Origin of the sequence: Actinomadura macra NBRC 14102, assembly GCF_001552215.1 — a bacterium.
GTDB classification, from domain to species: Bacteria; Actinomycetota; Actinomycetes; order Streptosporangiales; family Streptosporangiaceae; genus Spirillospora; species Spirillospora macra.
Map to the genome: position 1 here is coordinate 60,309 of NZ_BCQT01000017.1, position 23,695 is coordinate 84,003.

Here is a 23,695-nt window from a genome sequence, read left to right on the forward strand (position 1 = left end):
CGGTCAGCCTACTTTTGCGAAAGGCCGCTCGACGGCCGCCGCCTGGGCCCGGCGCATTCCCCGCGAGGGCCACCAACCGCCGCTGCCGAGCAGCAGCATGATCGCGGGCAGGATCAGGATCCGGATGACTGCCGCGTCCAGCAGCACCGCCACCGCCAGGCTGAAGCCCATCTGCTTCATCTCCATGATGTGCAGGAAGATGAAGCTGGCGAACACCGTCACCATCACGAACGCCGCGCTGGTGACGACCCGCGCCGAGCTGCCCACCCCGTCCAGGACGGCCTGCCGGGTGGGCACGCCGCGCAGCGCGGCCTCCCGGATCCGGCTGATCACGAACACCTGGTAGTCCATCGACAGGCCGAACAGGATCACGAACAGGAACAGCGGGACCCGGGAGCCGATCGAGCCGGTCGAGGTGAAGTCGAACAGGCGCTCCGCCCACGTGTGCTGGAAGACCGCCACCAGGATGCCGAGGGACGCACCGGCCGACAGCAGGTTCAGCACCACGCCGACCAGGCCGAGCACCACCGACCGGAACGCCCACACGGTCATCGCGAACGTCACCAGCAGCAGCGCCCCGATGATCAGTGGCAGCTTCTGCCTCTGGTGCTCGGGGTAGTCGGTGTAGCGGGCGACGTCCCCGGTCACCGCGGTCTCCACGCCCAGCTTCCCGACGGTGGCGGGGATGTACTCGTGCCGGACGTCCCGGAGGGACGCGCGGGCGGCCTCGTCGCTGCCGTAGTGCGGGACGGGCAACTCCAGGAGGCTGATCCGCCCGTCCGGCGAGGTGCGCAGGTCCGACGTGCCGGCGAACCTCGGGTCCTGCTTCGCGCGCCCGGCCAGGTCACCGAGCGCGGCCCGCACCTCGCCCGCCCGTCCGGGATCGGCGCGGACGACGATCTGGTGCATGGACTTGAGCTCGGGGAAGGCCGCGTTCATCCGGTCGTAGGCCTGCATGGCGGGGATGTCACGGGGATGGGTCTCGCGCCCCATGTCGGTCAGGTTCATGGTGAGCAGAGGCGCGGCCAGCACGAGCATCACCAGGACGCCGACCGCCAGCGTGAGGGCGGGGTGCCGGGCCGTGGACCGCAGCATCGCGGCGGTGAGCCGGCCAGCACCGCTCTCGTCCCGTGCCGCTCGCGGCGCCGGGGTGGGCGTGCCGCGCCGCTCCCTGCGCAGCGCCCGGCGCTCGGCGCGCCGCTCCGCCCGCATGCCGAGCTTCGCCAGCAGGGCGGGCAGGACGGTCAGCGAGCTGGCCACCGCGACCAGCGTGACGAGGATCGCACCGGTGGCGATCGATGAGAAGATCACGTCGTCGGCCAGGTACAGCGTCGCGCTGGACACCGCCACCGCGAGCCCGGACACCACCACGGCCCGTCCGGAGGTCGCGGCGGCCAGTTCCACCACGGCCCGCGGGCCGAGCCGTCCACCCGAGCGGGCCCGTTCCTCCCGCTCCCGCTTGAGGTAGAAGAGGGTGTAATCGACGCCGACGGCCATGCCGATCAACAGGATGACGTTGGTGCCGACTCCGGCGTCGGGGAAGGCGTGCGAGGCGAGCATCGACAGGCCCACCGCCGCCGCGATGGACGACAGCGCCAGCAGCAGCGGCACCACGGCGAGTGCCACGGACCCGAAGACGGCCAGCAGCGTGATCAGCGTGATCGGCAACGCGATCACCTCGGTGCGCGAGAGGTCCTTGCCGCGCAGTTCCTCGACGCCCTTGCTGACCGACGGCCCGCCGGTCTCCTCGACCCGCAGCCCCGGATGCGCCGCCTGCACCCGCGCGGTCTGCTCCCTGAGCGGCTCGACATGCTTTCTGCCCTCCAGTTCGGGCCCCTTGAGGGTCACGTCGACACGGAGGACCCTCCCGTCCGCCGACCGCACGGGCGCGGCCACCGACTCCACCTCGGGCATCCGCCGCATCCGGTCGCCGACGTCCTGGGCGGCGGCGTCCACCGCACCCGCACCGGAGATCATCACCCTCTCGACGGGCCGCTGCTGGAGCCCGCCCTCGGCCGCCATGGCCTCGGCCCGCCCGGCCTCTCCGACGCGGAAGTCCGCCGACACGGCGGGGTTGCCGCCCACCGCGATGCCCACACCGAGGCACAGCGCGACGAAGAGGAACCACCCCGCGATGGCGCTCCAGGGGTGCCCGGCGCTCCACCGGGCCGCACGTACAGGAAGATTCTTCATACGAAAGATGCTGCTGGTCACGCCGCACCCGCCGACAGCGGCGACCGGTTGAACCTCCCGTCCACCGATCGGTGGACCCGGCCGAACAGGAGCCACGATGATCTACGCCGAGACCCCGCTGACCGACCCGATGCGGGAGTCGATCCGGCGGTCGTGGGACCGGCCGGCGGACGGGCCCGCCGTGCGCCTGTTCGGCGGCGAGGAGTCCGCCGCCTACCGCATCGGTGACCTCGTCGTCCGCATCGGCCCCGCCTGGCGGGGCGAGAGCGAGACCGAGTGGTGCCACGCGGTCGCCCTGCACGCGGCGGAGCGGATGCCCGAGGCGGTCGCACCGCTGCGCGCCCGGAGCGGCGCCACGGTCGTGCGGGTGGAGGGGCGTCCCCTGTCGCTCTGGCCGCACGTCCCGGGCGAGTGGCCCGACGAGGACGACCCCGCCGTGCGGACGCGGGCCGCCGAGCTCCTCGCCCGGCTGCATCGCGCCCTGGCCTCCCACCGCCCCCCGCCACGTCCAGCGCCGTCCTTCGCCGAGATCGGCATGTACGGCGAGCCGCCCGAGGACGTGCCCGCGCTCGCCGACCCCGACCTCGACTGGTGGCTGGCCGCCTTCCACGACCGCGGCCTGGCGCGCCAGGTGGTCCACGGCGACTACTACTCCGGCAACACCCTCGCCCGCGACGGCCGCCTCGTCGCCGTCCTCGACTGGGACGAGTGCCTCGTCGCGACCCCCGAGTTCGAGGTGGCGGCGGCGGCCCTGGAATGGTCGGACGCGCCCGCCGGCTCAGCGGAGCAGCGCTGCCGCTTCGTCGCCGACTACCACCGCGCGGGCGGGACCGCGGGTCCGATGGACGACGAGACGGTGGTCCAGCTCATCCGGCACCGGCTGCGCCGCGAGGCCGCCTACTTCGAGCTCGCCAGAAAGCGCGGCGTCCAGCATGACCAGGACGACCTTGAGTACCACGAGGAACGCAACGCGGCCTTCTTCGAGCTGAAGCCGTGACGCCCCCAGGAAAGGGATGCGTGCGCGGGACGTCGTCTCAGCTCATGAGGGATGGCCTGGAGACCGACGGAGAACGCCGACGCGCGTCACTCCCGTCTCGACGCCCGCGCGATCCGACGCCGGGGAATGGGCCGTCAGCTCGTTCCGGTGATGCGGTAGCGTCTCCGCGGCCGTGGCGCGGCGGGGGTCAGCTGACACCGGCCTCCTTCATGTCGCGCAGTTCGCGCTTGAGCTCCTTGATCTCGTCGCGGAGGCGGGCGGCCAGCTCGAACTGCAGGTCGGTGGCCGCCTGGTGCATCTGGTCGGTCATCTGCTGGATGAGGCCCTCCAGCTCCTCGCGGGGCCGTTCGCCGACGAGGTCGGCGGCGTGCCGGCCGACCTCCCTGGTGCGGGAGGCCAGGCCCGGGACGGGCGCCTTACCGCGGCTCTGCTGGCGGCCGGCACCGCCGATGAGGGTCTCGGTGTCGGCGTCCTCGCGGGCGAGGGAGTCGAGGATGTCGGCGATCCGCTTGCGCAGGGCCTGCGGCTCGATGCCGTGTTCCTCGTTGTAGGACCGCTGCTTGGCGCGGCGGCGGTTGGTCTCGTCGATCGCGCGCTCCATGGACGGCGTGACCGTGTCGGCGTACATGTGGACCTGGCCGGACACGTTGCGGGCCGCGCGGCCGATCGTCTGGATGAGGGACGTCTCGGAGCGCAGAAAGCCCTCCTTGTCGGCGTCCAGGATCGCGACGAGGGAGACCTCGGGCAGGTCGAGCCCCTCCCGCAGGAGGTTGATGCCGACCAGCACGTCGAACTCTCCGGCGCGCAGTTCGCGGAGCAGCTCGATGCGGCGCAGGGTGTCGACCTCGCTGTGCAGGTAGCGGACCTGGATGCCGAGTTCGAGGAGGTAGTCGGTGAGATCCTCGGCCATCTTCTTGGTGAGGGTGGTGACGAGGACGCGCTCGTCCCGCTCGGTGCGCAGCCGGATCTCGTGGATGAGGTCGTCGATCTGGCCCTTGGTGGGCTTGACGACGATCTCCGGGTCGATCAGCCCGGTGGGCCGGATGACCTGCTCGACGACGTCGCCCTTGACACGGTTCATCTCGTAGGTGCCGGGCGTCGCCGACAGGTAGATCGTCTGGCCGATGCGGTCGAGGAACTCCTCCCACTTCAGGGGCCGGTTGTCCATGGCGGACGGCAGCCGGAAGCCGTGCTCGACCAGCATCCGCTTGCGGGACGCGTCGCCCTCGTACATCGCGCCGATCTGCGGGACGGTCTGGTGCGACTCGTCGATCACGAGGAGGAAGTCCTCCGGGAAGTAGTCCAGGAGGGTGTTGGGCGCGGTGCCGGGCCCGCGGCCGTCGATGTGGCGGGAGTAGTTCTCGATGCCCGAGCAGGTGCCGACCTGCCGCATCATCTCGATGTCGTAGGCGGTGCGCATCCGCAGCCGCTGCGCCTCCAGCAACTTGCCCTGCCGCTCCATGACGGCGAGCGTGTCCTCCAGCTCGGCCTCGATGTCGCCGATGGCCCGTTCCATACGCTCTGGTCCGGCGACGTAGTGGGAGGCGGGGAAGACGTACAGTTCCTCGTCCTCGGTGATGACCTCACCGGTGAGGGGGTGCAGGGTGGCGAGCTTCTCGATCTCGTCGCCGAACATCTCGATGCGGACGGCGAGCTCCTCGTACTGCGGGATGATCTCGATCGTGTCGCCGCGGACGCGGAACGTGCCCCGGGTGAACGCCAGGTCGTTGCGGGTGTACTGCATGCCGACGAGCTGGCGGAGGAGGTCGTCGCGCTCGATCTCCTGGCCGACGCGCAGCCGGACCATACGGTCGACGTACTCCTGCGGGGTGCCGAGGCCGTAGATGCAGGACACCGACGCGACCACGACGGTGTCGCGGCGGGTGAGCAGGGAATTGGTCGCCGAGTGGCGGAGCCGGTCGACCTCGTCGTTGATCGAGGAGTCTTTCTCGATGTAGGTGTCGGTCTGCGGGATGTACGCCTCGGGCTGGTAGTAGTCGTAGTAGGAGACGAAGTACTCGACGGCGTTGCCGGGCATCATCTCGCGCAACTCGTTGGCGAACTGGGCCGCGAGGGTCTTGTTCGGCTGCATGACCAGGACGGGCCGCTGGAGCTTCTCGACCAGCCACGCGATGGTGGCGGTCTTGCCGGTACCGGTGGCGCCGAGGAGGACGGCGTCCCTGGCGCCGTCGCCGATGCGCCGGGCGAGCCCGGCGATGGCCTGCGGCTGGTCGCCGGACGGGGTCATCTCGGTGACGACCTCGAACGGCGCCACCCGGCGTCGAAGATCGGTGACTGGCCGCATACCGGCTCCCCTCCCTTGGCTACTCCCCCACTGTATGCAGGGACTACGACAAACGCGGACGCGCCGTTATTTCCGCAGCTCAGGAGGCCGGCAGTGGGAGCCTCGCGCGGACCGCGTAGCCGCCGTCCACGCCGGGCCCGGCCTCGAAGCTGCCGCCGAGGGCGGTGACCCGCTCACGCAGCCCGACCAGGCCGTTGCCGCCGCTCGGCAGGCCGTGGTCGGGCGCGGCCGTGGGGGCGCCGTTGGCGATCTCGACCTCGACGGCCTCGGGGAGGAGCCCGAGCTCGATCCTGGTGTCGGCGGCGCCCGCATGCTTGTGCACGTTGGTGAGGGCCTCCTGGACGAGCCGGTAGACCGTCCTCCCGACGGCGATGGGCATGGGCCGCTCCTCGCCGTGGATGGCCAGGTCGACGCGCAGGCCGGCGGCGCCGGATTGGCCGACGAGCTCGCGGACGTGGGCGAGGGTCACCTCCTCCTGCGGCAGTGCCTCCTCGCCCTGCCGCAGGACGCCGATGACGTGGCGGAGTTCCTCCAGCGCCTGCCGCCCCATGTCACCGATCACCCCGGCGGTCTCGGCCGCGCGGCCGGGGTCACGGACGGCGATGGCCCGGAGCGCGCCCGCATGGACGACCATGACGCTGATCCGGTTGGCGACCACGTCGTGCATCTCGCGGGCGATGCGGGTGCGTTCCTCGCCCCGGGCGCGCTCCGCGAGGAGATGCTGTTCCCGTTCCAGCCGCGCCGCCCTCTCCTGGAGGGAAGCCAGCAGTTGCTTGCGCGCTCCCATATAGAGGCCCAGGAGGACGGGGACGGCGGTGAAGGCGACGCCGAAGACGACCTGGGCAAGGAACGGCTGGTCCCTCGCGGTGGGCCCGGGGAAGGCGAGGGTCACCACGTAGCCGATTCCGGCGAGTCCCCACGCGGTACGGCGGGACGGGGTGTAGGCCGCCAGCGAGTAGAGGATGACGACGCCGGTGAACATGCCCGCGCCCGTGACCGTTCCGAAGACGATCGCGAAGACGGTCAGCCGGACCGGATGGTGACGGCGGAAGATCAGCGCGAGGCCGAGGAGCACGCTGCACGCCGACACGACGGGTGGCGGGAGGTAGAACTCCTGGTCGGTGAACCACAGGGCCACGCTGTCCACGGCGGCCAGGGACACCGCGAGGGTGACGTCCAGCGCGCGTGAACGCCGTGTCGGCCACGCCGCCGACCACCAGCCCCGCAGCTGCATGCGAGCGAGTCTATGGGCAGGATGGGATCAAGGTCGTCCGGAAAGGTGAAGGTGATGTGCGGCACCCTCGCCCCCGACCTGTCGCAGGTCGTCACTCAAGGCGCGGAGCGCCCAACCTGTAGGGGTTTGCGGACGGTGGCCCCCCTCCCGGTGCAGTGGTTACGATGACGGCGCCGACAAGGACTGGGGTAACCGCATACAATGACCCGTTTCGCCACCTGGCTCGGGAAGAACGCCGACGCCTTCATCGCGCTGGTCCTGGCCATCGCCGTCGCGGTGCTCGGCGTCGGAGTGGACCTGCCGCACGAGGACGACGTCACCAACAGCGCGATCCTCGCGGTCGTCGGGCTGCTGGCGACCTCGGTGCTGCGTGACCGGGGGCGGCGCATCCCGGTGGAGGCGGAGGTGCGCGACACCCTCCGGGCGTCGTCGGCGACGCTGGACGAGCTGAGCGGCAAACTGACCCACATCGAGGCGTTCGAGGGCGTCCTGTCCGACACCAAGCGCGCGCTGGACGAGACCACCGTCGTCCGTGTCATCGGCGGCGCGCAGGTGGCGCACGTCCTGGAGGAGGCGCGCCGCGACACCGACCGATGGTTCTTCAAGGGCGGCACCGGAACCTACATCCGCGCCAAGACGCTGCCCGAGTGCGTGGCGGCGGCCCGCCGGGAACGGCGGACGCTGCTGTTCCGCCTGGAGATCATCGACCCGACGGACGTCGAGGTCTGCGAGGCGTACGCGCGGCACCGCCGCTCGGTGGCCGACGGCCCGGACGCCACCGGCGAGCCGTGGACACTGGAGCGCACCCGTAAGGAGGCCTACGCCACGTTGCTGGCGGCCTGCTGGCACAAACAGCGGTTCGGGATGCTCGACATCGACATCGGCCTGGCGCGGACGATGACGACGCTGCGCTACGACCTGGCGTCGTCACGGGTCGTGGTCACGCGCGACGACCCGCGCGGCGAGGCGCTGGTCGTCGACAGCACGAAGTTCTACTACAGCTGGGTGAGCGCGGAGTTGCAGACCAGCCTGGACCAGGCGCGGCGCGTCCCGGTCGAGCAGGCGAGGCTGGCGCCGCTGGACGACGAGCCCACCGTCGAGGAGGTCCGCAAGCTCTTCGAGGTGATCGGCATCGACCTCGCCCAGGGCTACACGGACCGGGACGTCATCGAGATCATCAGGAAGGCGCTGCGGGCCAAAGACCCGTATGAATGACACCACCGAGGGCGACAGCGATCGAATGCGAGCGATTGCGGGCGATGAGATACGAGGAGATCCGTGGGGAGATCGGCGCCGGTACCGCGGCGCGCACGCTGCCGGCCTGGGCGGCCCGGGTGGTGGAGGACGTCGTGGCCGGCCGCTCCCTCGTTCCGGCCGTCCGGCATCCCCTCGGATTCCTGTGCCTTCCCGTGGAGCGCACCGGTGATTACGGCGTCTGCCTGCACATCTGGACGCCCGAGGTGGAACCGGTGCCCTCCACGACTTCGCCGGTGCACTGCCACAGCTGGGACCTGATCAGCTTCGTCCTGTACGGGACGGTGCGGAACGTCCGGATGAACGTGGACGAAGGGCCCGGCGGCGCGGTGTTGCAGGTCTTCGAGGTGGTCAGCCGGGGCGATGTAGACGAGCTGAGGGCCACCGGCCGGTCCGTCCGGTGCTCTCCCGGGCGTTCCACCACCCACGGGACCGGGGAGTCGTACACTCTGCCCGCGGGTGTGTTCCACAGCACGCTCATAGAGGACGGGCGAGACGCCGCCACCGTCGCGTTGGGTCGCCAGACACCCGGAACTGGCGACCTGTCGCTCGGCCCTCTGGACATCGCGAGCCATCGGGTGCATCGTTCACGGTCCGACCCCGGCGAGGCCGTGCGCGCACTCCGGCGGTCGGCGCGCCGAATCGCCGACGCGCACCCGCCCGGGGTGGATCCCCCGGACGCCGACTCGCCCGCAGACCCATCCGCACCCTCGTCCAGCGACCCGCTCGACGGGTCACGACCGTCCGTCCCGCACCCGCGGCGTCACCGCCCGGCGCGCCGGTAGGCCGCCGGACACCCCTGGAGAGACCCCGATGAGATCCAGCCCCCCGTCACCGCCCCTTCCGGTCGATCTCGCCGAGGCCCGCCAGGTGGCGGTGGAGGCCGCGGAGGCGGCCGGGGCCCTGCTCCGCGCCGGAACGGGCGGGCCGGTGGAGGCGCGCCCCAAGGGCGACGGCGGGGACGTGGTGACCGAACTGGACACCGCCGCCGAGGAGCTCATCCTCGGGCGGCTGCGCGCCGCGTATCCGGGACACCGGATCATCGCCGAGGAGTCGGGGGTGCTCGCCGGGGCCGCGGGCGCGAACGGATCCTCGGCGGACCTGGTGTGGCTGGTCGATCCGCTCGATGGCACCAACAACGTCGCGATCGGCATGCCCGTGTACGCGGTGGGTCTGGCGCTGTGCGCGCGCGCCGTCCCCGTCTTGGGAGTCGTCCACGACCCGGTATCGGGACGCACGTGGTCGGCGGTACGTGGGGAGGGCGCTGTGGGCCCGGAGGGTTCGCCGCTCACCCTCGCGGACCGTCCACGCCCGGGGCGTGAGAAGAACCCGGTGCTGGCCTGGACGCAGGGGCACCAGGTCAAAGCAGATGACCCGGTCGCGTTCGCGCTCCGCTCGGCGTTGGAGATGCGCTGCTCGCGGATGCTCCAGCTGTGGGCGCCGCTGGTGGCGTGGGTGATGCTGGCGCGCGGCGACATCGACGGGATCGCCGGATACCTACCCGAGATCGTGGACCTGCCGCCCGGCGCGCTGCTGGCGGCCGAGGCGGGCGTGGAGTTGCGCCGTCTGGACGGCCGTCCCTACGAGCTGGACATCGACCGTCCACCGTCGGAGCTCGGGTTCGTGGCGGCCCGACCGGAACTGCTGGGCCGCCTGCTGGAGACCACCGGCACGGTTCTCGGCAACGTCGGCGAGGACGGTCGCGTCCGCCTCGCCTGGTAGCACCCGGGTAGTGGCTCACCACCACCGATCAGCTTCAACCAGTCAGCCGGCCGCCAGAAGGGCCCCGACCGTGGCCGCGCAGCCCAGCACGGCGAGCACGGTGCCGGTCAGCACGAACTTGCGCATCGGCACCCGGACGTCCCACCGGCGGCACCATTCGAACCACAGCAGCGTGGCCAGCGACCCCCATGGCGTGATGACCGGCCCCACGTTCGTCCCGATCAGCAGGGAGAGAAGCTGGTCCTTGTTGGACGCGGGGACGGCGGACTCTCCCGCGACGTAGGCGGGCAGGTTGTTCAGGACGTTCGACAGGCCCGCGCCGGCGAACGCCGCCCGCAGCGCGCCGACCACGCCGTCGTCCCCGCCGACGAGGGAGCGCATCGCCTCGTCCAGCCCGTACCGTTCGAGGGTGGGGACCACCAGGAACAGGCCCGTCACGAACACCATGAGCTGCCACGGGATCAGGGCGGGCCGCAGCGCCGACCGGTCCCGGACGACGAAGGCGCCCACCGCCACCGCGGCGGCGGCGGTCGCGGCGACACCGAGCTGGATCCCGGTGTGCACGCCCGCGAGGATCGCCGCGATGAACAGCAGGCACGCGATGCCCGTTGCGGAGAACAGGACCCGGTCCCGCACGGGGGCCACCTCGGGCAGGTCGTAGGAGTCCGCGCCGCGCATGCTACGCCGCCAGTAGAACACCCACAGCAACGCCATGGTGACCGCCAGGACGGTCACCTGGGGGAACCACATCCGAGCGGCGAACGCCGGTGTCTCCAACGCCACGCGTTCGGCGGCCAGCAGATTCGTCAGATTGGACACCGGCAAGAGCAGACTCGCCGTATTCGCCAACCACACCGTGGTCATGGCCAGCGGAAGCGCCGCGATCCGCGCGCGCGCCGCCAGCGCCAGCATGACCGGCGTGAGCAGCACGGCGGTCGTGTCCAGGTTGAGGAACACGGTGATGACGGACGCGAACGCCACGCACAACAGGAACAGCGCCGCGTAGTTGCCGCGTCCCACGCGCGCCATCCGCTGGGCGATGGCGTCGAAGACCCCGGCCTCCTTCGTCAGCTCCGCCAGCACGATGACGCTGAAAAGGAACAGCAGCAGCGGCGCGATACGTCCGACGCTTGAGCGCGCGGTCTCGGCCGGAAGCAGCCCCGTGGCCACGAAGACCAGCCCGAGCGCGAGCACAACGATGCGCACCCAGTCGAGAACGCCCAGCGAGCGGGCGGCGTGGCGCAGGAGGGCGAGCGGGGACGGCACCGCGACATGATCCCATAGCGGTGCCGGTGTGCCCGCTTTCCCGTCCGGGCACGCGATACTGACGATATGACACCCCCCGGTGACCACTCCAAACAGGAGCGCCCGACCGACTTCTTCATCAGCTACTCCCCCGCGGACGAGCGGTGGGCCTCCTGGATCGCGTGGCAACTGGAGGCCGCAGGGCACCGGACGATGATGCAGGCATGGGACTTCGTGCCCGGCACCAACTTCATCGACTTCATGGACCGGGGCCTGTCGGAGGCGAAGGCCGTCGTGGCGGTCCTGTCGAGCAACTACCTCCGGTCGCGGTACGGGCGGCTGGAGTGGATGGCGGCGTTGCGCGCCGATCCCGACGACCCGGCGCGCAAGCTGGTCACCGTGCGGATCGAGGACTGTCCGATCGACGGCCTGCTGTCCACGATCACCTACGTGGACCTCGTGGGGGTGGACGACCCGGACGAGGCGCGGGGCCTGCTGATGCGACGCATCCAGGAGGCCCTGGCGGGCCACGCCCGGCCGCTGAACGGCCCTGGGTTCCCGGGCGGGGCCCCCAACCAGGCGGGCCGCCCGCCACTCGTCGGCCATGTCGAGGGCGGCGGCGAGAACGGCGGCAACAGGCTGCCCGGACCGGCCGGGGAACGGCCCGTCCGGCGCGCCCCCGTGGCCGCTCCCGCCTTCCCGGCCCGCGAGGACTCCCCCCACCAGGAACGGGACCACGTGAGCGTCCTGCACGTCTCCGGGCCCCGGTTCGGGCGGACGCTCGCCGAGCCCGGCGAGCCGACCACTGCCGCGGAGCTCCAGGACCGCATCTGGAGCGACGTGACTCGGCTGGCCGACGCCGGTGTCCCACGCCCGGACCTGCTGGTGGTCACCGGCAACCTCACCCACTCCGGCAGCCGCAAGGAGTTCACCGAGGCGCTGTCGTTCCTGACGAGCCTGCGGGCGCTGCTCGGCCTGGAGGCGCAGCGCGTCATCGCCGTCCCGGGCACGCACGACGTGACGCGGGCGGCGTGCCAGGCGTACTTCTCCAGCTGCGAGGCCGACGACATCGAGCCGCAGCCGCCCTACTGGCCGAAATGGCGGCACTTCGCGGGGCTGTTCAAGGAGTTCTACCAGGGCCTGGACTCGCTCATCTTCGACAGCGCCCAGCCGTGGACGCTCTTTCCCGTCCCCGACCTGAGGATCGTCGTGGCCGGGCTCAACTCCACGCTGCCGCAGACCCACCGCCCCGAGGACCGCTACGGCCGGATCGGGCAGGCACAGGCCGCGTGGTTCAACGAGCGGCTGCGGCACTTCGAGGACGAAGGGTGGCTGCGGCTCGGCGCGATCGAGCACACCCCCGTCGCCGGTGAGCCCGGCGTGCTGCGCGACCCCGAAACCGTGGAAACGCTGCTGAGCGGGCACATCAACGCCTTCTTCCAGGGCACGGAGTCGGAGCTGCGGGCCGTGCCGCTTCTCGGGTCCGGCGTCCCGTCCGTGCCCGCGCTCGGACCTGGCCGCCACCAGGTCGTCGTGCTGCGGCCCGACGGCCTGGAGCGGTGGATCCCCGAGGAGGCGGCACGGCGCGGCCCCGAACGCCTCGACATGTCCTGGACCGGCGTCGGCGGAACGTTCCCCCCGCCGCGCGGGCGGGCGGCACCGGCGGGACCCGCGCCGGCGATCGGCCCCGGCGCGGGTGGGGGGCCCGGCTCCGGCACGCCCGACGCCGACCCGGCGCCCGACCCCACCGAGCGGCTGCTCGACCGGCTGACCGAGGCGTGCGAGACGCGCTTCGAGCGCGCCACGATCCGGCGCGTCGTCCCCCCGCCCCGCGCCGACGGGCAGACCGACGCGCCGCACCTCCTTCTCACCCACATGGAGGACGGTTTCGTCCGGCAGTACCGGATCGGCGCGCACGTCGGCCAGGTGACCGGGGACGATGTGGACGCGTTCGTCCGGCACGTGCACGCCGACGGCGCCGACCACGGGTCAGAGCTCGTCTACCTCGGCCCGGCCCCCGCCCGTTCCCTGCGCGACGACGCGCTGCGCCGCGGCATCCGGGTGCGCAGCCTCACCGAATTCCAGGGGCTGCTGGACCTGTCGGAGTACGTCACGGCGCAGAGCGGACGGTTGTCCGCCGGTGACCTGTACCCGCCGTCGCTCTACGTCCCGCAGCGTTTCCGGGAGCTGGACCGGTTCCGGACGGCGGGCGGCCCCTCCGACAGGGACGACGGCGACGTCACCGGGGACGTCCATGACGACGTCGTCGGGGAGATGCTGCGGCTGCTGGCCGCCGACCACGGCCGGTTCCTGCTGCTGCTCGGCGACTTCGGGCGCGGCAAGACGTTCTCGCTGCGGGAACTGGCCCGCCGCATCCCCGAAGAGCTGCCGCATGTCGTCCCGATCCTGATCGAGCTGCGCGCGCTGGACAAGGCGCACTCGGTGGACGGGCTGGTCGCCGCGCACCTGGCGAACCACGGTGAGGAGCTGATCGATCTCAAGGCGTTCCACTACATGCTCCGGCAGGGCCGCATCGTCCTGCTCTTCGACGGTTTCGACGAGCTGGTGACCCGGGTCACCTACGACCAGGCCGCCGACCATCTCGACACCCTGCTGCGGGCCGCCCAGGACAAGGCGAAGATCGTCGTGGCGAGCCGCACCCAGCACTTCAAGTCGCAGGCACAGGTACTGACCGCCCTCGGCGAGAAGGTCGGCGTGCTGCCGCACCGGCGCGTCCTCGGGCTGGAGGAGTTCACGCCCGCGCAGGTCCGCTCGTACCTGGTGAACCGGTACGACGACGAGCAGGCCGCCGACGACAGGCTCGGCCTGCTGTCGGGCATCGAGGAGCTGATGGCCCTCACCCCCAACCCGCGGATGCTCAGCTTCATCGCCGACCTGCCCGAGGAACGGCTCCGCGCCGTCGCGCAGGCCCGCCGCGCGGTCAGCCCCGCCGACCTCTACCAGGAGATCCTGGCGTCCTGGCTCGCGCACGAGGCCGACCGTGTCCGGCCCTCGGGCGGCCCGTCCGGGCTGCGGGAGGAGGACATGTGGGAGGCGGTCGGCACGCTCGCGCTGCGACTCTGGGAGGGCAACGAGCAGTTCCTGCGCCTCGCCGAACTCACCGACGTCGCCGACGCCCTCACCGGCCTCGCCGACGGCCACCTGTCCCCGCACCAGGTGACGCACGCCGTCGGCGCGGGGAGCCTGCTCGTCCGGACGAACGAGGGCCTGTTCGGGTTCATCCACACGTCCGTCATGGAGTGGCTCGTCGCCCGTCACATCGCCCGCGAGTTCGGCGGGGACGGCGCGCCGGGGACACTCGGGCGGCGCGCACTGACCCAGCTCACCGTCGACTTCCTGTGCGACCTCGCCGACACCCGCGCCTGCCAGCAGTGGGCGGACGGGGTGCTGGCCGACCCCGACGCGGGCGACATCGCCCGCGCGAACGCGATCCGGATCACGACGCGGCTGCGCACCCCCGCCCGTACCGACCTTCGCGGCGCGCGCCTCCAGGGCGAGGACCTGTCCTACCGCGACCTGCAGGAGGTCGACCTGACCGGCGCGGACCTCACCGACGCGCAGCTCGTCGGCGCGAACCTGTCGCGGGCGGTGCTGCGCGATGCGTCCCTCGCCGGCGCCCGCCTGGACGAGGCGCGGCTGACAGGCGCCGACCTGCGCGGCGCCGATCTGTCCCGTGCCCGGCTCGCCCGCGCCGACCTGCGTGACGTCGCGGTCGAGGGGAGCCGCTGGACACGCGCCGCCCTCGTGGACGCCGCGCTCCCCGACCGGATCGCCGCGGCGCCCGAGCTCCGCGAGGCGGCCATCGCCCCCGGCCGTCCCGTCGAGATCCAGGTCGCGCCCGCCGCGGTGGGCGTCCCCTACGGCTTCCACTTCCAGACCAGCCGCCTCCCCCAGCCGCTCGCCTACAGCCCCGGTGGTTCCGTCCTGGCCGTGGGCAGCGAGGACGGTGGCGTCCTGATCTGCGACGCGGTGACCGGCGTGCCGATCCGGACCCTCCAGGGGCACAGCGACCGTGCCTACGCGGTGGCGTTCGACGCGGGCGGCAACCTGCTGGCCAGCGGCTCCGCCGACGGCACCGTCCGCCTGTGGGACCTCGCCACCGGGCAGTGCGCGCACACCCTCGACGTCCACCCCGAGGGCGTGTGGCCCGTCGTCGTCGGCGGCCCCGGTCTCGTCGCCGCCGGCGCCGCCGACGGGACGATCCGCGTCTGGGACGCCGCGACCGGAGCCCCCCTGCACGAACTGCGCGGGCACACCTCGCCCGTCTACACCGCCGTCTTCGACCCGGCCGGGACCCTCATGGTCACCGGCGACGCCGGCGGCACGCTGCGCGTGTTCGACCTCGCCACCGGCGCGCTCCGCCGCGAGCTGACCGGCCACCGCGGCGCCGTCTTCCGTGCCGTGTTCCACCCCGGCGGGTCGCTGCTGGCCGCGGGTGACGAGGCGGGCGTCGTCCGGCTCTGGGACATCCGCACCGGCGAGATCCGGCGGGAGCTCCTCGGCCATACCGGGCGTGTCTACGCCATCGCCTTCCACCCGGACGGACACCTCCTCGTCACCGGCGACACCGACGCCTCCATCCGGCTCTGGGAGGACGGCACGCACCGCGCCACCCTGACCGGCCACGGCGGCGCCATCTACCAGGCCGCCTTCAGCCCCGACGGGGGCCGCCTCGCCACCGCCGACAGCGCCGGCTCGGTCCGCCTGTGGGACCACGACACCGGACGGCAGCGCCTCGAACTGGCCGGGCACCGCGGGGCCGTCTGGCCGTTCGCCTTCCGCCCGGACGGCGCACAGCTCGCGACCAGCAGCAACGACGGCACCGCCCGCCTGTGGGACGCCGAGACCGGGCAGTGCCGCGTCGTCCTGCGCGGCCACGGCCGCCGCGTCACCGGCGTCGCCTTCAGCCCGGACGGCGGGCTGCTGGCCTCCAGCGGCAACGACGGGCTCGTCCGCCTGTGGGACCCGCGCTCGGGACGTCTGATCCGCGAGCTGCGCGGCGTCGCCGACAACCTCACCTCCGCCCTGTTCAACACCCGCGACTCTCAGCTCGCCACGGCGACCAACGACGGCGGCGTCCACCTCTGGCAGGGCGGGACGGGCTCCTTCGAGCGCGAACTGAACGTCGAGACCGACCACGTGTGGGCGCAGGCGTTCGCGCCCGCCGGTGACGTTCTCGCCACCGCCAACGACGACGACAGCGTCCGCCTCTGGTACTGGACGACCGGCCGCGAGATCGTCAACCTCGCCGCCCACCGCGGCCGAGTCCGCTCCATCGACTTCCACCCCGGCAACGAGCTGGTCGCCACGGGCTGCGACGACGGGCTCGTCCGCCTCTGGCATCCCGAGACCGGCGCGCTCACCGCCACCCTCCGCGGCCACCGCGACCGTGTCTACCGGGTGGTGTTCTCCCCGTCCGGCGACATCCTCGCCAGCAGCAGCAACGACGGCACCGTCCGGCTGTGGGACCCCTCCACCGGGGAGACGCTGCACGTCCTCACCGGCCACGCGGGCCGTCTCTGGACCGCCGCCTTCCATCCCTCCGGCACCCTGCTGGCCAGCGCGGGCGACGACATGGTCGTGCGCCTGTGGGACCCGTCGACCGGCACACTCCTGCACACCCTCAGCGGCCACACCCGCCGCGTCTGGTCGGTCGCCTTCAGCCCCGACGGCACCCTGCTCGCCACCGCCGGTGACGACGGCGCCATCATCCTCTGGGACGTGCGCGACCCGGCCGCCCCCGCGCGCCGCGCGACCCTCCTCGGCCTCGCCGAAGGCTGGGCCGCGCTCGCCCCGGACGGCCGCTACAAGTGGGAGGGCAACGCCACCGCCGAGTTCTGGTACGCCGTCGGCATGTGCCGCTTCGAGCCCGGCGAACTGGACACTTACCTACCCGAAGTCCGCCAGATCCCCATGGAAGGGAGTTTTTGATTTTCCGTGTTTGCTAGCAGCGCCTCGGCGGTCGGGCCTTGGCGGCCCTATCCTTCAACGGGCACTGCGGCGATCGCTGCATCGCTTTCGACTCGCCCTGGAGGGCTCTCTTCGCGATCAGTTCCTCGCAAGCTCGGAACCGGCTTCGCACGCGACCGCAACGTTCGGGTCGTTGGTGTTGAGGCGTGGGCCGAGGTTGGAGCGGGGCTGTGCAGGGCCCCTCTTCAGCGGGTGGTCAGTGCTTTCCAGAGGGCGTCTACCTGGGTCTTGAGGTCGTCCAAGGTGCCCGAATTGTCGATTATATGGGTGGCGATGGCGCGGCGTTCCTCACGGGTGGCCTGGTTCGCCATGCGAGCACGGGCGTCCTGCTCGGTCATACCGCGTTGGGACGTCAGCCGGTCCAGCTGCGTCTCCTCCGGGGCGTCGACGACCACGACCTCGTCGTAGCCGGGGGCGAGGCCGTTCTCGGTGAGGAGGGGCACGTCGTAGACGACGATCGCGTCGGGGGGCGCGGCGTCCATCAGCTCCCGCATCCGCTCCCCCACCAGCGGGTGGACGATCGCGTTCAGCGCCCTGAGCCGCTCGGGGTCGGCGAACACGATCGACCCGACCTTCTCCCGGTCGAGCGCACCGGACGGCAGCAGCACGCCGTCGCCGAACTCGGCGGCCACGGCGGTGAGACCGGGGGTGCCGGGCTCGACCACCTCGCGGGCGATCCCGTCGGCGTCGATGACCACGGCGCCGCGCTCACGCAGCAGCGCCGCCACCGCGCTCTTGCCCGAGCCGATCCCCCCGGTGAGTCCCACTTTCAGCACGGGACTCACCCTAGTGTCACGGGGTTCCGGCCGGGACGAGGGGCTTGCGCATGTGGACGAGGGTCAGGTGCGCGGCGATGCGCTCGCGGTGGGTCTCGGCGTAGCCGAGGCGGCGGTACAGGCGCAGCGTCGGCTCGCTGAGGTGCCCGGTGAACAGCACGCAGGCGTCGGCGCGTCCGACGACCTCCCGTTCGAGGGCGCGCATGAGGTCCGCGCCGATCCCGCGGCTCTGCATGTCCGGGACGACGACGAGCCGCCCGATGAGGCAGGTGTGGTCGCTGAACTGGGCGCGGACGGCGCCGACGAGCCGCCCGTCCAGCATCGCCTTCAGCACGACCGCGTCGCCGGCGAGGGCCTTCCCGAGCTGGTCGAGGGACTCCACCAGCGGCGGGAGGAAGGGGTCGCCGTACAGCTGCGCCTCGGTGACGTAGGCGGCGCGCTGGACGGTCAGCAGCTCTCCCGCGTCCTCCGGGCCGGCCCGCCCGATGACGACGGTCGCATCACTCATGCGCCCGACCCTAGCCCCGCCCGGCGCGCCGGTCTGCTCACCGCCCGATCCGGACGGTCACCGCGACGGGATAGTGATCCGACGCCTCCGAGCGCGGCACGTCGTAGTCGGTGAACATCAGCCCGTCGGAGCCGAGGACCTGGTCGACCCGCCGACCGTCGGACGTCGTCGGAGGGGTTTCGGCGCCGAGTGCGGCGCTGCGCAGGTCGGTGTCCATCAGATCACCGAGTTCGGGGCTGCCCGGCTCGGCGTTGAAGTCCCCGCCGATGACGGTGCGGGGGGCCCCGCCCCAGGCGCGCACGAGCGCGGCGACCTCGCGGGCCCGCTCCTCCGCCTGGTCGTCGCCGCCCTCCAGGTGCGTGGACCACACGTCCATCGTGGTCTCCCCCACGGCGAGCCGCGCCCACACGTAGCCGCGGATCTGCGACCAGTCGCCCTTCGCCATCCGCCCCGTCCCGGACGAGCGGACCGGCAGGGACGTCAGGATCGCGTTGCCGAACTGGCCGTCGGCGGCCGGGCCCCAGATCAGCTTCATGCCGAGGCGGCGCGACAGCCACACCCCGACGTCGGTGGTGCCCGACAGCAGCGACCCGCGGCTCGCCTCCTGCAGCAGGACGACCTGGGCGCGCTGCGCCTCGATGGTCCGGGCGACGCCCTCGGGGTCGAGCCGCCCGTCCTGGTTGACGGAGTCGCGGATGTTGTAGCTGAGGAGCCGCACCTGGCCCGGGACGGGCCCGGCCTTGGCGGTCCCGTCCGGCGCGGCCACGGTGAAGATCAGGGTGCCGGCCAGCAGGAGCAGCGCGGCGGCGCCGGCGGTGAGCGCGCGCAGCGGTGCCCGCGCCGGCAGCGGCCCGCCGCGCGCCGCCGCCGCGGCGGCGAGCGCGCCCAGCAGGATCCCGGCGAGACCAGGGAGCGCGTTGTTCGGGAACGGCAGCGGCGAGACGGCGCTGACCTGGTAGGGGACGAGGATCAGCGCGATGAGCAGGCCGCCGAGCGCGGCGCCGACGTCGATCCGCCAGACCGGGCCGCCGGCGCCGGCTCGGCGCAGCGGCGCCCGGCATGCCACCGCCAGCAGCCACGCCGACAGCACCTGCCCGACGATCACGATGGGCACGACCTCGATGCCGGAGACCGCGTACGTCCCCGCGACCGTCCCGGCGCCGACCCCGAGCAGGGTGCCGCCGAGGACGCACACGCCGCCCGGCACGGCCCGGACGGCGAGGCCGGAGGCGAGGAACGCCAGCGCGAGGCCCTGCCCCGCGACGATCACGACGTGTGCGGCGGTCAGCGACCGCCAGCCGGAGGACGCCACGAACGCGGGGCTGGACAGCACCAGCACCTGCAGCGCGAGGAACGGCCCGATCGCCGCCGCGCCCAGGGCGTCCCGCCAGGAGATGCCGGGCGCGGTGACGGGGCCGGAGGCCAGCTCACGGTAGAGGGCGGCGGCGCCGAGGCCGACGAACAGCAGGCAGGGCAACCACGGGGCGATCCCCGACCGCCATACCGGGTCCCAGGTGGCGAAGCACATCCGGATGGCCGAGTCGGCGGACAGGCCCGCGACGGTGGCGGTGGCGAAGCCGACGCCCGACAGCCCACGCGCGCCCTCGAACAGTCCCGCGACCGCGATCATGCCGATGGCGGTGCCGACGAAGGCCAGCCAGGTCTGCGGCCCGATGGCCTGGGCGAGCAGCCGCACGGCGAACAGGCCGCCGACGCCGGCGAGCAGCAGCCCGCGGGGGCCGGCGGCGCGCCGGATCAGCGGCGCCGCGAACCCGGCGAGATAGACCGCCAGCACCGCCAGCGCGGCGACGCCCGTGCCGGTGCCGTCGGCGAAGTGGTCGAGCTGGGGAAGCGAGAAGCGCAGGGTCTGCGCCAGCACCGCGACCGTGATCGCGATCAGCGCGAGCCGGGCGGGGCCCTGCGGGACGATCGAGGGTCCGGCCGCCGCGGGGCCGCCGGTCTTGGTGCCTACGTCTGTGCTGGCCAATTGAACGAGTGCTCCCGGGGACGAGCGGACCTACGGGGGACGGCGATTCCCGCCGGCTCCGGACCACCGCGGCCCACGCGGGCCGCGCCGCAGGGGGACTCTATTGCCCCGGCGGGTGGTTCCGCGCGCGAAACCGGCCACGGCCGGAGCGCGATCTCGGAAGATCGCCCTCCGGCCGTGGCCAGGTGTCATCGGCGCGCCGGTGGACGGTGACGGGTCACTGTCCGCCGGAGAGCTTCTCCCGCAGGGCCGCGAGCGCCTCGTCGGTGGCCAGTGCGCCACCGGTCGTCTCGCTCTCGCCGCCGCCGGAGTAGGAGGTCTCGCCGCCGCCTCCGCCGCCACCGCTCGCGGGGGCCGTGTCGGCCTCCGCCTCGGCCTTGCGGGCCTCTTCGATCTGCTTGCGGTGGGCATCGAAGCGCGTCCGGGCCTCGGCGTACTGCCGCTCCCAGGTCTCACGCTGCTCGTCGAAGCCCTCCAGCCACTCGCCGGTGTCGGCGTCGAAGCCCTCGGGGTACTTGTAGTTGCCCTGGTCGTCGTACTCGGCGGGCATTCCGTACAGCGTCGGGTCGAAGTCCTCTTCCTCGATGCTGGCGGCGCCCTCGTTGGCCTGCTTGAGCGACAGGCTGATGCGGCGCCGGTCGAGGTCGATGTCGATGATCTTCACGAAGATCTCGTCGCCGACCTGGACGACCTGCTCGGGGATCTCGACGTGGCGCTCGGCCAGCTCGGAGATGTGGACCAGGCCCTCGATGCCCTCCTCGACCCGGACGAACGCGCCGAACGGCACCAGCTTGGTGACGCGGCCCGGCACGACCTGGCCGATCTGGTGGGTGCGGGCGAACTGCTGCCACGGGTCTTCCTGGGTCGCCTTGAGCGACAGGGAGACGCGCTCGCGCTCCATGTCGACGTCCAGGACCTCGACCGTGACCTCCTGGCCGACCTCGACCACCTCGGAGGGGTGGTCGATGTGCTTCCAGGACAGCTCGGACACGTGCACGAGCCCGTCCACGCCGCCGAGGTCCACGAACGCACCGAAGTTGACGATCGAGGAGACGACGCCCTTGCGGACCTGACCCTTCTGCAGGGTGTTGAGGAAGGTCTGGCGGACCTCGCTCTGGGTCTGCTCCAGCCAGGCACGACGGGACAGCACCACGTTGTTGCGGTTCTTGTCCAGCTCGATGATCTTGGCTTCGAGCTCGCGGCCGACGTAGGGCTGCAGGTCGCGGACACGGCGCATCTCCACCAGGGAGGCGGGCAGGAAGCCGCGCAGGCCGATGTCCAGGATGAGGCCGCCCTTGACGACCTCGATGACGGTACCGGTGACGATGCCGTCCTCGTCCTTGATCTTTTCGATCGTGCCCCAGGCGCGCTCGTACTGGGCGCGCTTCTTGGACAGGATCAGCCGGCCCTCCTTGTCCTCCTTCTGGAGGACGAGGGCTTCGACGTGATCCCCGACGGCGACGACCTCGTTCGGGTCGACGTCGTGCTTGATGGACAGCTCGCGCGAGGGAATGACGCCCTCGGTCTTGTAGCCGATGTCGAGGAGGACCTCGTCACGATCGACCTTGACGACAGTGCCCTCGACAATGTCGCCGTCGTTGAAGTACTTGATGGTCTCATCGATCGCGGCGAGGAAGGCTTCCTCTGACCCGATATCGTTGACCGCTACCTGCGGGGTGGTCGAGGTGGCCTCGGTGCTGCTCGTCATGTGTCGGCTGGCTCCGGTACGGACATGGTAGTCGTATGGGTTATGCGCGGAGGGCCGTTATCCGCCCTGCCGAGAACCGGAAGGGAGACGCGGACGGAGCCGCGTCGAAGAACCGAACCGATGTCGCCGACCTGACCGAGCGCGAGCCTGCTCCGTCCGAAGCGCGCGCAGGCCCACAGCGCAGCGATCAGGATATGGGACCAATCTCTCGTGGTCAATCCGGTTCCGGCGCGTCCCGGCTAGTACAAGCGTCCCCAGTCCCGATACTGCTTGGCCAGCCGGTCTTCTGAAGTCTTCGGAAACGTGATCGTGTTCGGATCACCGTCAGAGGTGTACCGCTCCGCGGGGTTCTTGTCCAGGTGCTCCAGCCAGGCGGTGGAACAGAACCGCGTGCAGTCGTTTTCCTTGATCTTTCCCTCGGACCGCACCCGGTTGATCGCCCACCGGTCGAAGGCACCGTCGAACGGAGACTCCGACGGCTTCCACCCGGCCAGGAAGATCCCCTGGAACCGGTACTTCCCCGCGTCCTCCTGCGCCCACGCCTTCTTGCGGGGCGCGGAGCCGAACGGGTAGGCGAGGGTCGTCGTGTGCGCACCGGTGATGCCGACGATCTGATCCTCCATGCCGCCGAGCTCCGCCCGGACCCCCTTCTCGGACATGCCGGACAGGTCAGGGTGCGTCATAGTGTGATTGCCCAGCTCGAACCCGTGCTGGATGAGCCAGCGAAGCCCCGCGGCGGCCTCGGCGCCGGTGAGCTGGAACAGGTCCTTGTTCAGGTAGAACGTCGCCACCGGACGGAAGCCGGGGTTCTCCCGCGCCACCTGCTGGATGATCGCGACGGCCGTGTCGGGCTTGGGGTTGCCCTGCGGGTCCAGACCGAACTGCCCGGGTGTGCTGTCGTCGAACGTCAGCACCACCGGATGCCTCCCGGCAGGCACGTCGAATCGCCCGCTGACGAACTCGGCGGCCGTGACGGGGACGTACCCGCTCTTGGCGAGCCGCGTCAGCTCGTCGTACAGCTCCTTGCTCGACCGGTCCAGCGACAGCTCGGCCTTCTTCATGATCCGGTGGTACATGAGCACCGGCACCTGGCCGAGCTCGTTGGCCTTGGCGGCCACCGCCGCGGGCACCGCCGCCGCGATCGGCCGGGTGACCGACTGCGCGGCGGCCTCGGACCTCGGCGGCGCCGAGGCGCCCGCCCGGCCGCCACCGGGCGCCCCGCGAGCGGGAGGCGTCGTCCGCGTGGCCGCACCGGCCCGGGTCGCGGTGGCGCCCTTGTCATGTCCCCGCCGGACCCCGGGCAAGGTCAGCCCGAGGATCACGGCACAGACGATCACGACTCCAGCGATCTTGTGTAGGAGAGGCACGTTCCCTCCGCCGATCGACCCGAACCAGGACCAGGGGACAGCGTACGGCGCCCCGGACATCCACGGACACCTACTCGCTTACCCGTCCGATCCCCACGCACCACCCCCACGCCGCCCCGCATCCGCCAAAGTCCAAAAAGCCCCCGGTAAAACCCCCCTTCCTCCACAACCGAAAACGACCTAAGGCCCGCCCCAAAAGGGGACGGGCCAGACAAACAGCGAGGCAGGAAGACCGTCAAATAGACCGACCGCACAAGTCAGATGAACAAGACAATCCGCCAACCAGGGCAAGCGAAACACAGCCAAGAAGGCAACCCGAGGACTGAACAACCGTGGAACGTCAGTCGGAGGCGCACCTCAACCGTCACCCGAGCGCGCTACCTGACCCGGTGAGGCAAAGCCGAAGGC

14 protein-coding genes are annotated in these 23,695 nt (G+C 71.8%); 5 read left to right on the top strand and 9 right to left on the bottom strand.

Annotated elements, in window-relative coordinates; translation table 11 throughout:
* Positions 1 to 3: 3 nt before the first annotated feature.
* Positions 4 to 2,193 (bottom strand): MMPL family transporter, encoded by a 2,190-nt coding sequence (locus AMA02S_RS26370; protein ID WP_067462661.1) that lies wholly within the window; start codon positions 2,191 to 2,193, stop codon positions 4 to 6.
* 97 nt (positions 2,194 to 2,290) lie between these two features.
* Here AMA02S_RS26370 and AMA02S_RS26375 point away from each other — a divergent pair, with 97 nt between their 5' ends.
* Positions 2,291 to 3,190, top strand: a complete 900-nt coding sequence (locus tag AMA02S_RS26375; RefSeq protein WP_067462664.1) for a phosphotransferase enzyme family protein — start codon at positions 2,291 to 2,293, stop codon at positions 3,188 to 3,190.
* Between the two features lie 187 nt (positions 3,191 to 3,377).
* Here the strand turns inward: AMA02S_RS26375 and uvrB are convergent, their stop codons facing one another.
* Together uvrB and AMA02S_RS26385 are read right to left on the bottom strand one after the other, a co-directional pair.
* Positions 3,378 to 5,495: an excinuclease ABC subunit UvrB gene (uvrB, locus tag AMA02S_RS26380; RefSeq protein WP_067462667.1), complete on the bottom strand. Its 2,118-nt coding sequence runs from the start codon at positions 5,493 to 5,495 to the stop codon at positions 3,378 to 3,380.
* A gap of 79 nt (positions 5,496 to 5,574) precedes the next feature.
* Positions 5,575 to 6,729: a sensor histidine kinase gene (locus AMA02S_RS26385; RefSeq protein WP_067462670.1), complete on the bottom strand. Its 1,155-nt coding sequence runs from the start codon at positions 6,727 to 6,729 to the stop codon at positions 5,575 to 5,577.
* A gap of 201 nt (positions 6,730 to 6,930) precedes the next feature.
* Here AMA02S_RS26385 and AMA02S_RS26390 point away from each other — a divergent pair, with 201 nt between their 5' ends.
* Genes AMA02S_RS26390 through AMA02S_RS26400 form a run of 3 tightly spaced genes read left to right on the top strand, consistent with a single transcriptional unit; the run spans position 6,931 to position 9,705 of the window.
* A complete protein-coding gene (locus tag AMA02S_RS26390) occupies positions 6,931 to 7,944 on the top strand; it encodes a hypothetical protein (protein WP_067462674.1) in 1,014 nt (337 codons plus the stop codon).
* A gap of 44 nt (positions 7,945 to 7,988) precedes the next feature.
* Complete coding sequence (locus AMA02S_RS26395; RefSeq protein WP_067462677.1) at positions 7,989 to 8,768, top strand: hypothetical protein; 780 nt, start codon at positions 7,989 to 7,991, stop codon at positions 8,766 to 8,768.
* Between the two features lie 28 nt (positions 8,769 to 8,796).
* A complete protein-coding gene (locus AMA02S_RS26400; RefSeq protein WP_067462680.1) occupies positions 8,797 to 9,705 on the top strand; it encodes an inositol monophosphatase family protein in 909 nt (302 codons plus the stop codon).
* A 42-nt stretch (positions 9,706 to 9,747) separates the two neighbouring features.
* Here the strand turns inward: AMA02S_RS26400 and AMA02S_RS26405 are convergent, their stop codons facing one another.
* The gene (locus AMA02S_RS26405; RefSeq protein WP_067462683.1) at positions 9,748 to 10,971 is read right to left on the bottom strand and encodes an ArsB/NhaD family transporter; all 1,224 of its coding nucleotides are present in this window, start codon (positions 10,969 to 10,971) and stop codon (positions 9,748 to 9,750) included.
* Positions 10,972 to 11,037: 66 nt separating this feature from the next.
* Here AMA02S_RS26405 and AMA02S_RS26410 point away from each other — a divergent pair, with 66 nt between their 5' ends.
* Positions 11,038 to 16,902 carry a WD40 domain-containing protein gene (locus AMA02S_RS26410; protein ID WP_067462685.1) on the top strand — a complete coding sequence of 1,955 codons (5,865 nt, stop codon included), beginning with the start codon at positions 11,038 to 11,040 and terminating at the stop codon, positions 16,900 to 16,902.
* A 224-nt stretch (positions 16,903 to 17,126) separates the two neighbouring features.
* Here the strand turns inward: AMA02S_RS26410 and coaE are convergent, their stop codons facing one another.
* The 5 genes from coaE to AMA02S_RS26435 all read right to left on the bottom strand — a co-directional run bounded on the left by coaE (position 17,127) and on the right by AMA02S_RS26435 (position 23,287).
* A complete protein-coding gene (coaE, locus tag AMA02S_RS26415; protein ID WP_067462688.1) occupies positions 17,127 to 17,717 on the bottom strand; it encodes a dephospho-CoA kinase in 591 nt (196 codons plus the stop codon).
* Positions 17,718 to 17,733: 16 nt separating this feature from the next.
* Positions 17,734 to 18,225: a GNAT family N-acetyltransferase gene (locus AMA02S_RS26420; protein ID WP_067462691.1), complete on the bottom strand. Its 492-nt coding sequence runs from the start codon at positions 18,223 to 18,225 to the stop codon at positions 17,734 to 17,736.
* Between the two features lie 37 nt (positions 18,226 to 18,262).
* Positions 18,263 to 20,212, bottom strand: a complete 1,950-nt coding sequence (locus AMA02S_RS26425) for an endonuclease/exonuclease/phosphatase family protein (protein ID WP_067462694.1) — start codon at positions 20,210 to 20,212, stop codon at positions 18,263 to 18,265.
* A 217-nt stretch (positions 20,213 to 20,429) separates the two neighbouring features.
* Positions 20,430 to 21,920: a 30S ribosomal protein S1 gene (rpsA, locus tag AMA02S_RS26430; protein ID WP_067462697.1), complete on the bottom strand. Its 1,491-nt coding sequence runs from the start codon at positions 21,918 to 21,920 to the stop codon at positions 20,430 to 20,432.
* Between the two features lie 239 nt (positions 21,921 to 22,159).
* The gene (locus tag AMA02S_RS26435; protein WP_067463466.1) at positions 22,160 to 23,287 is read right to left on the bottom strand and encodes a polysaccharide deacetylase family protein; all 1,128 of its coding nucleotides are present in this window, start codon (positions 23,285 to 23,287) and stop codon (positions 22,160 to 22,162) included.
* Positions 23,288 to 23,695 lie beyond the last annotated feature (408 nt).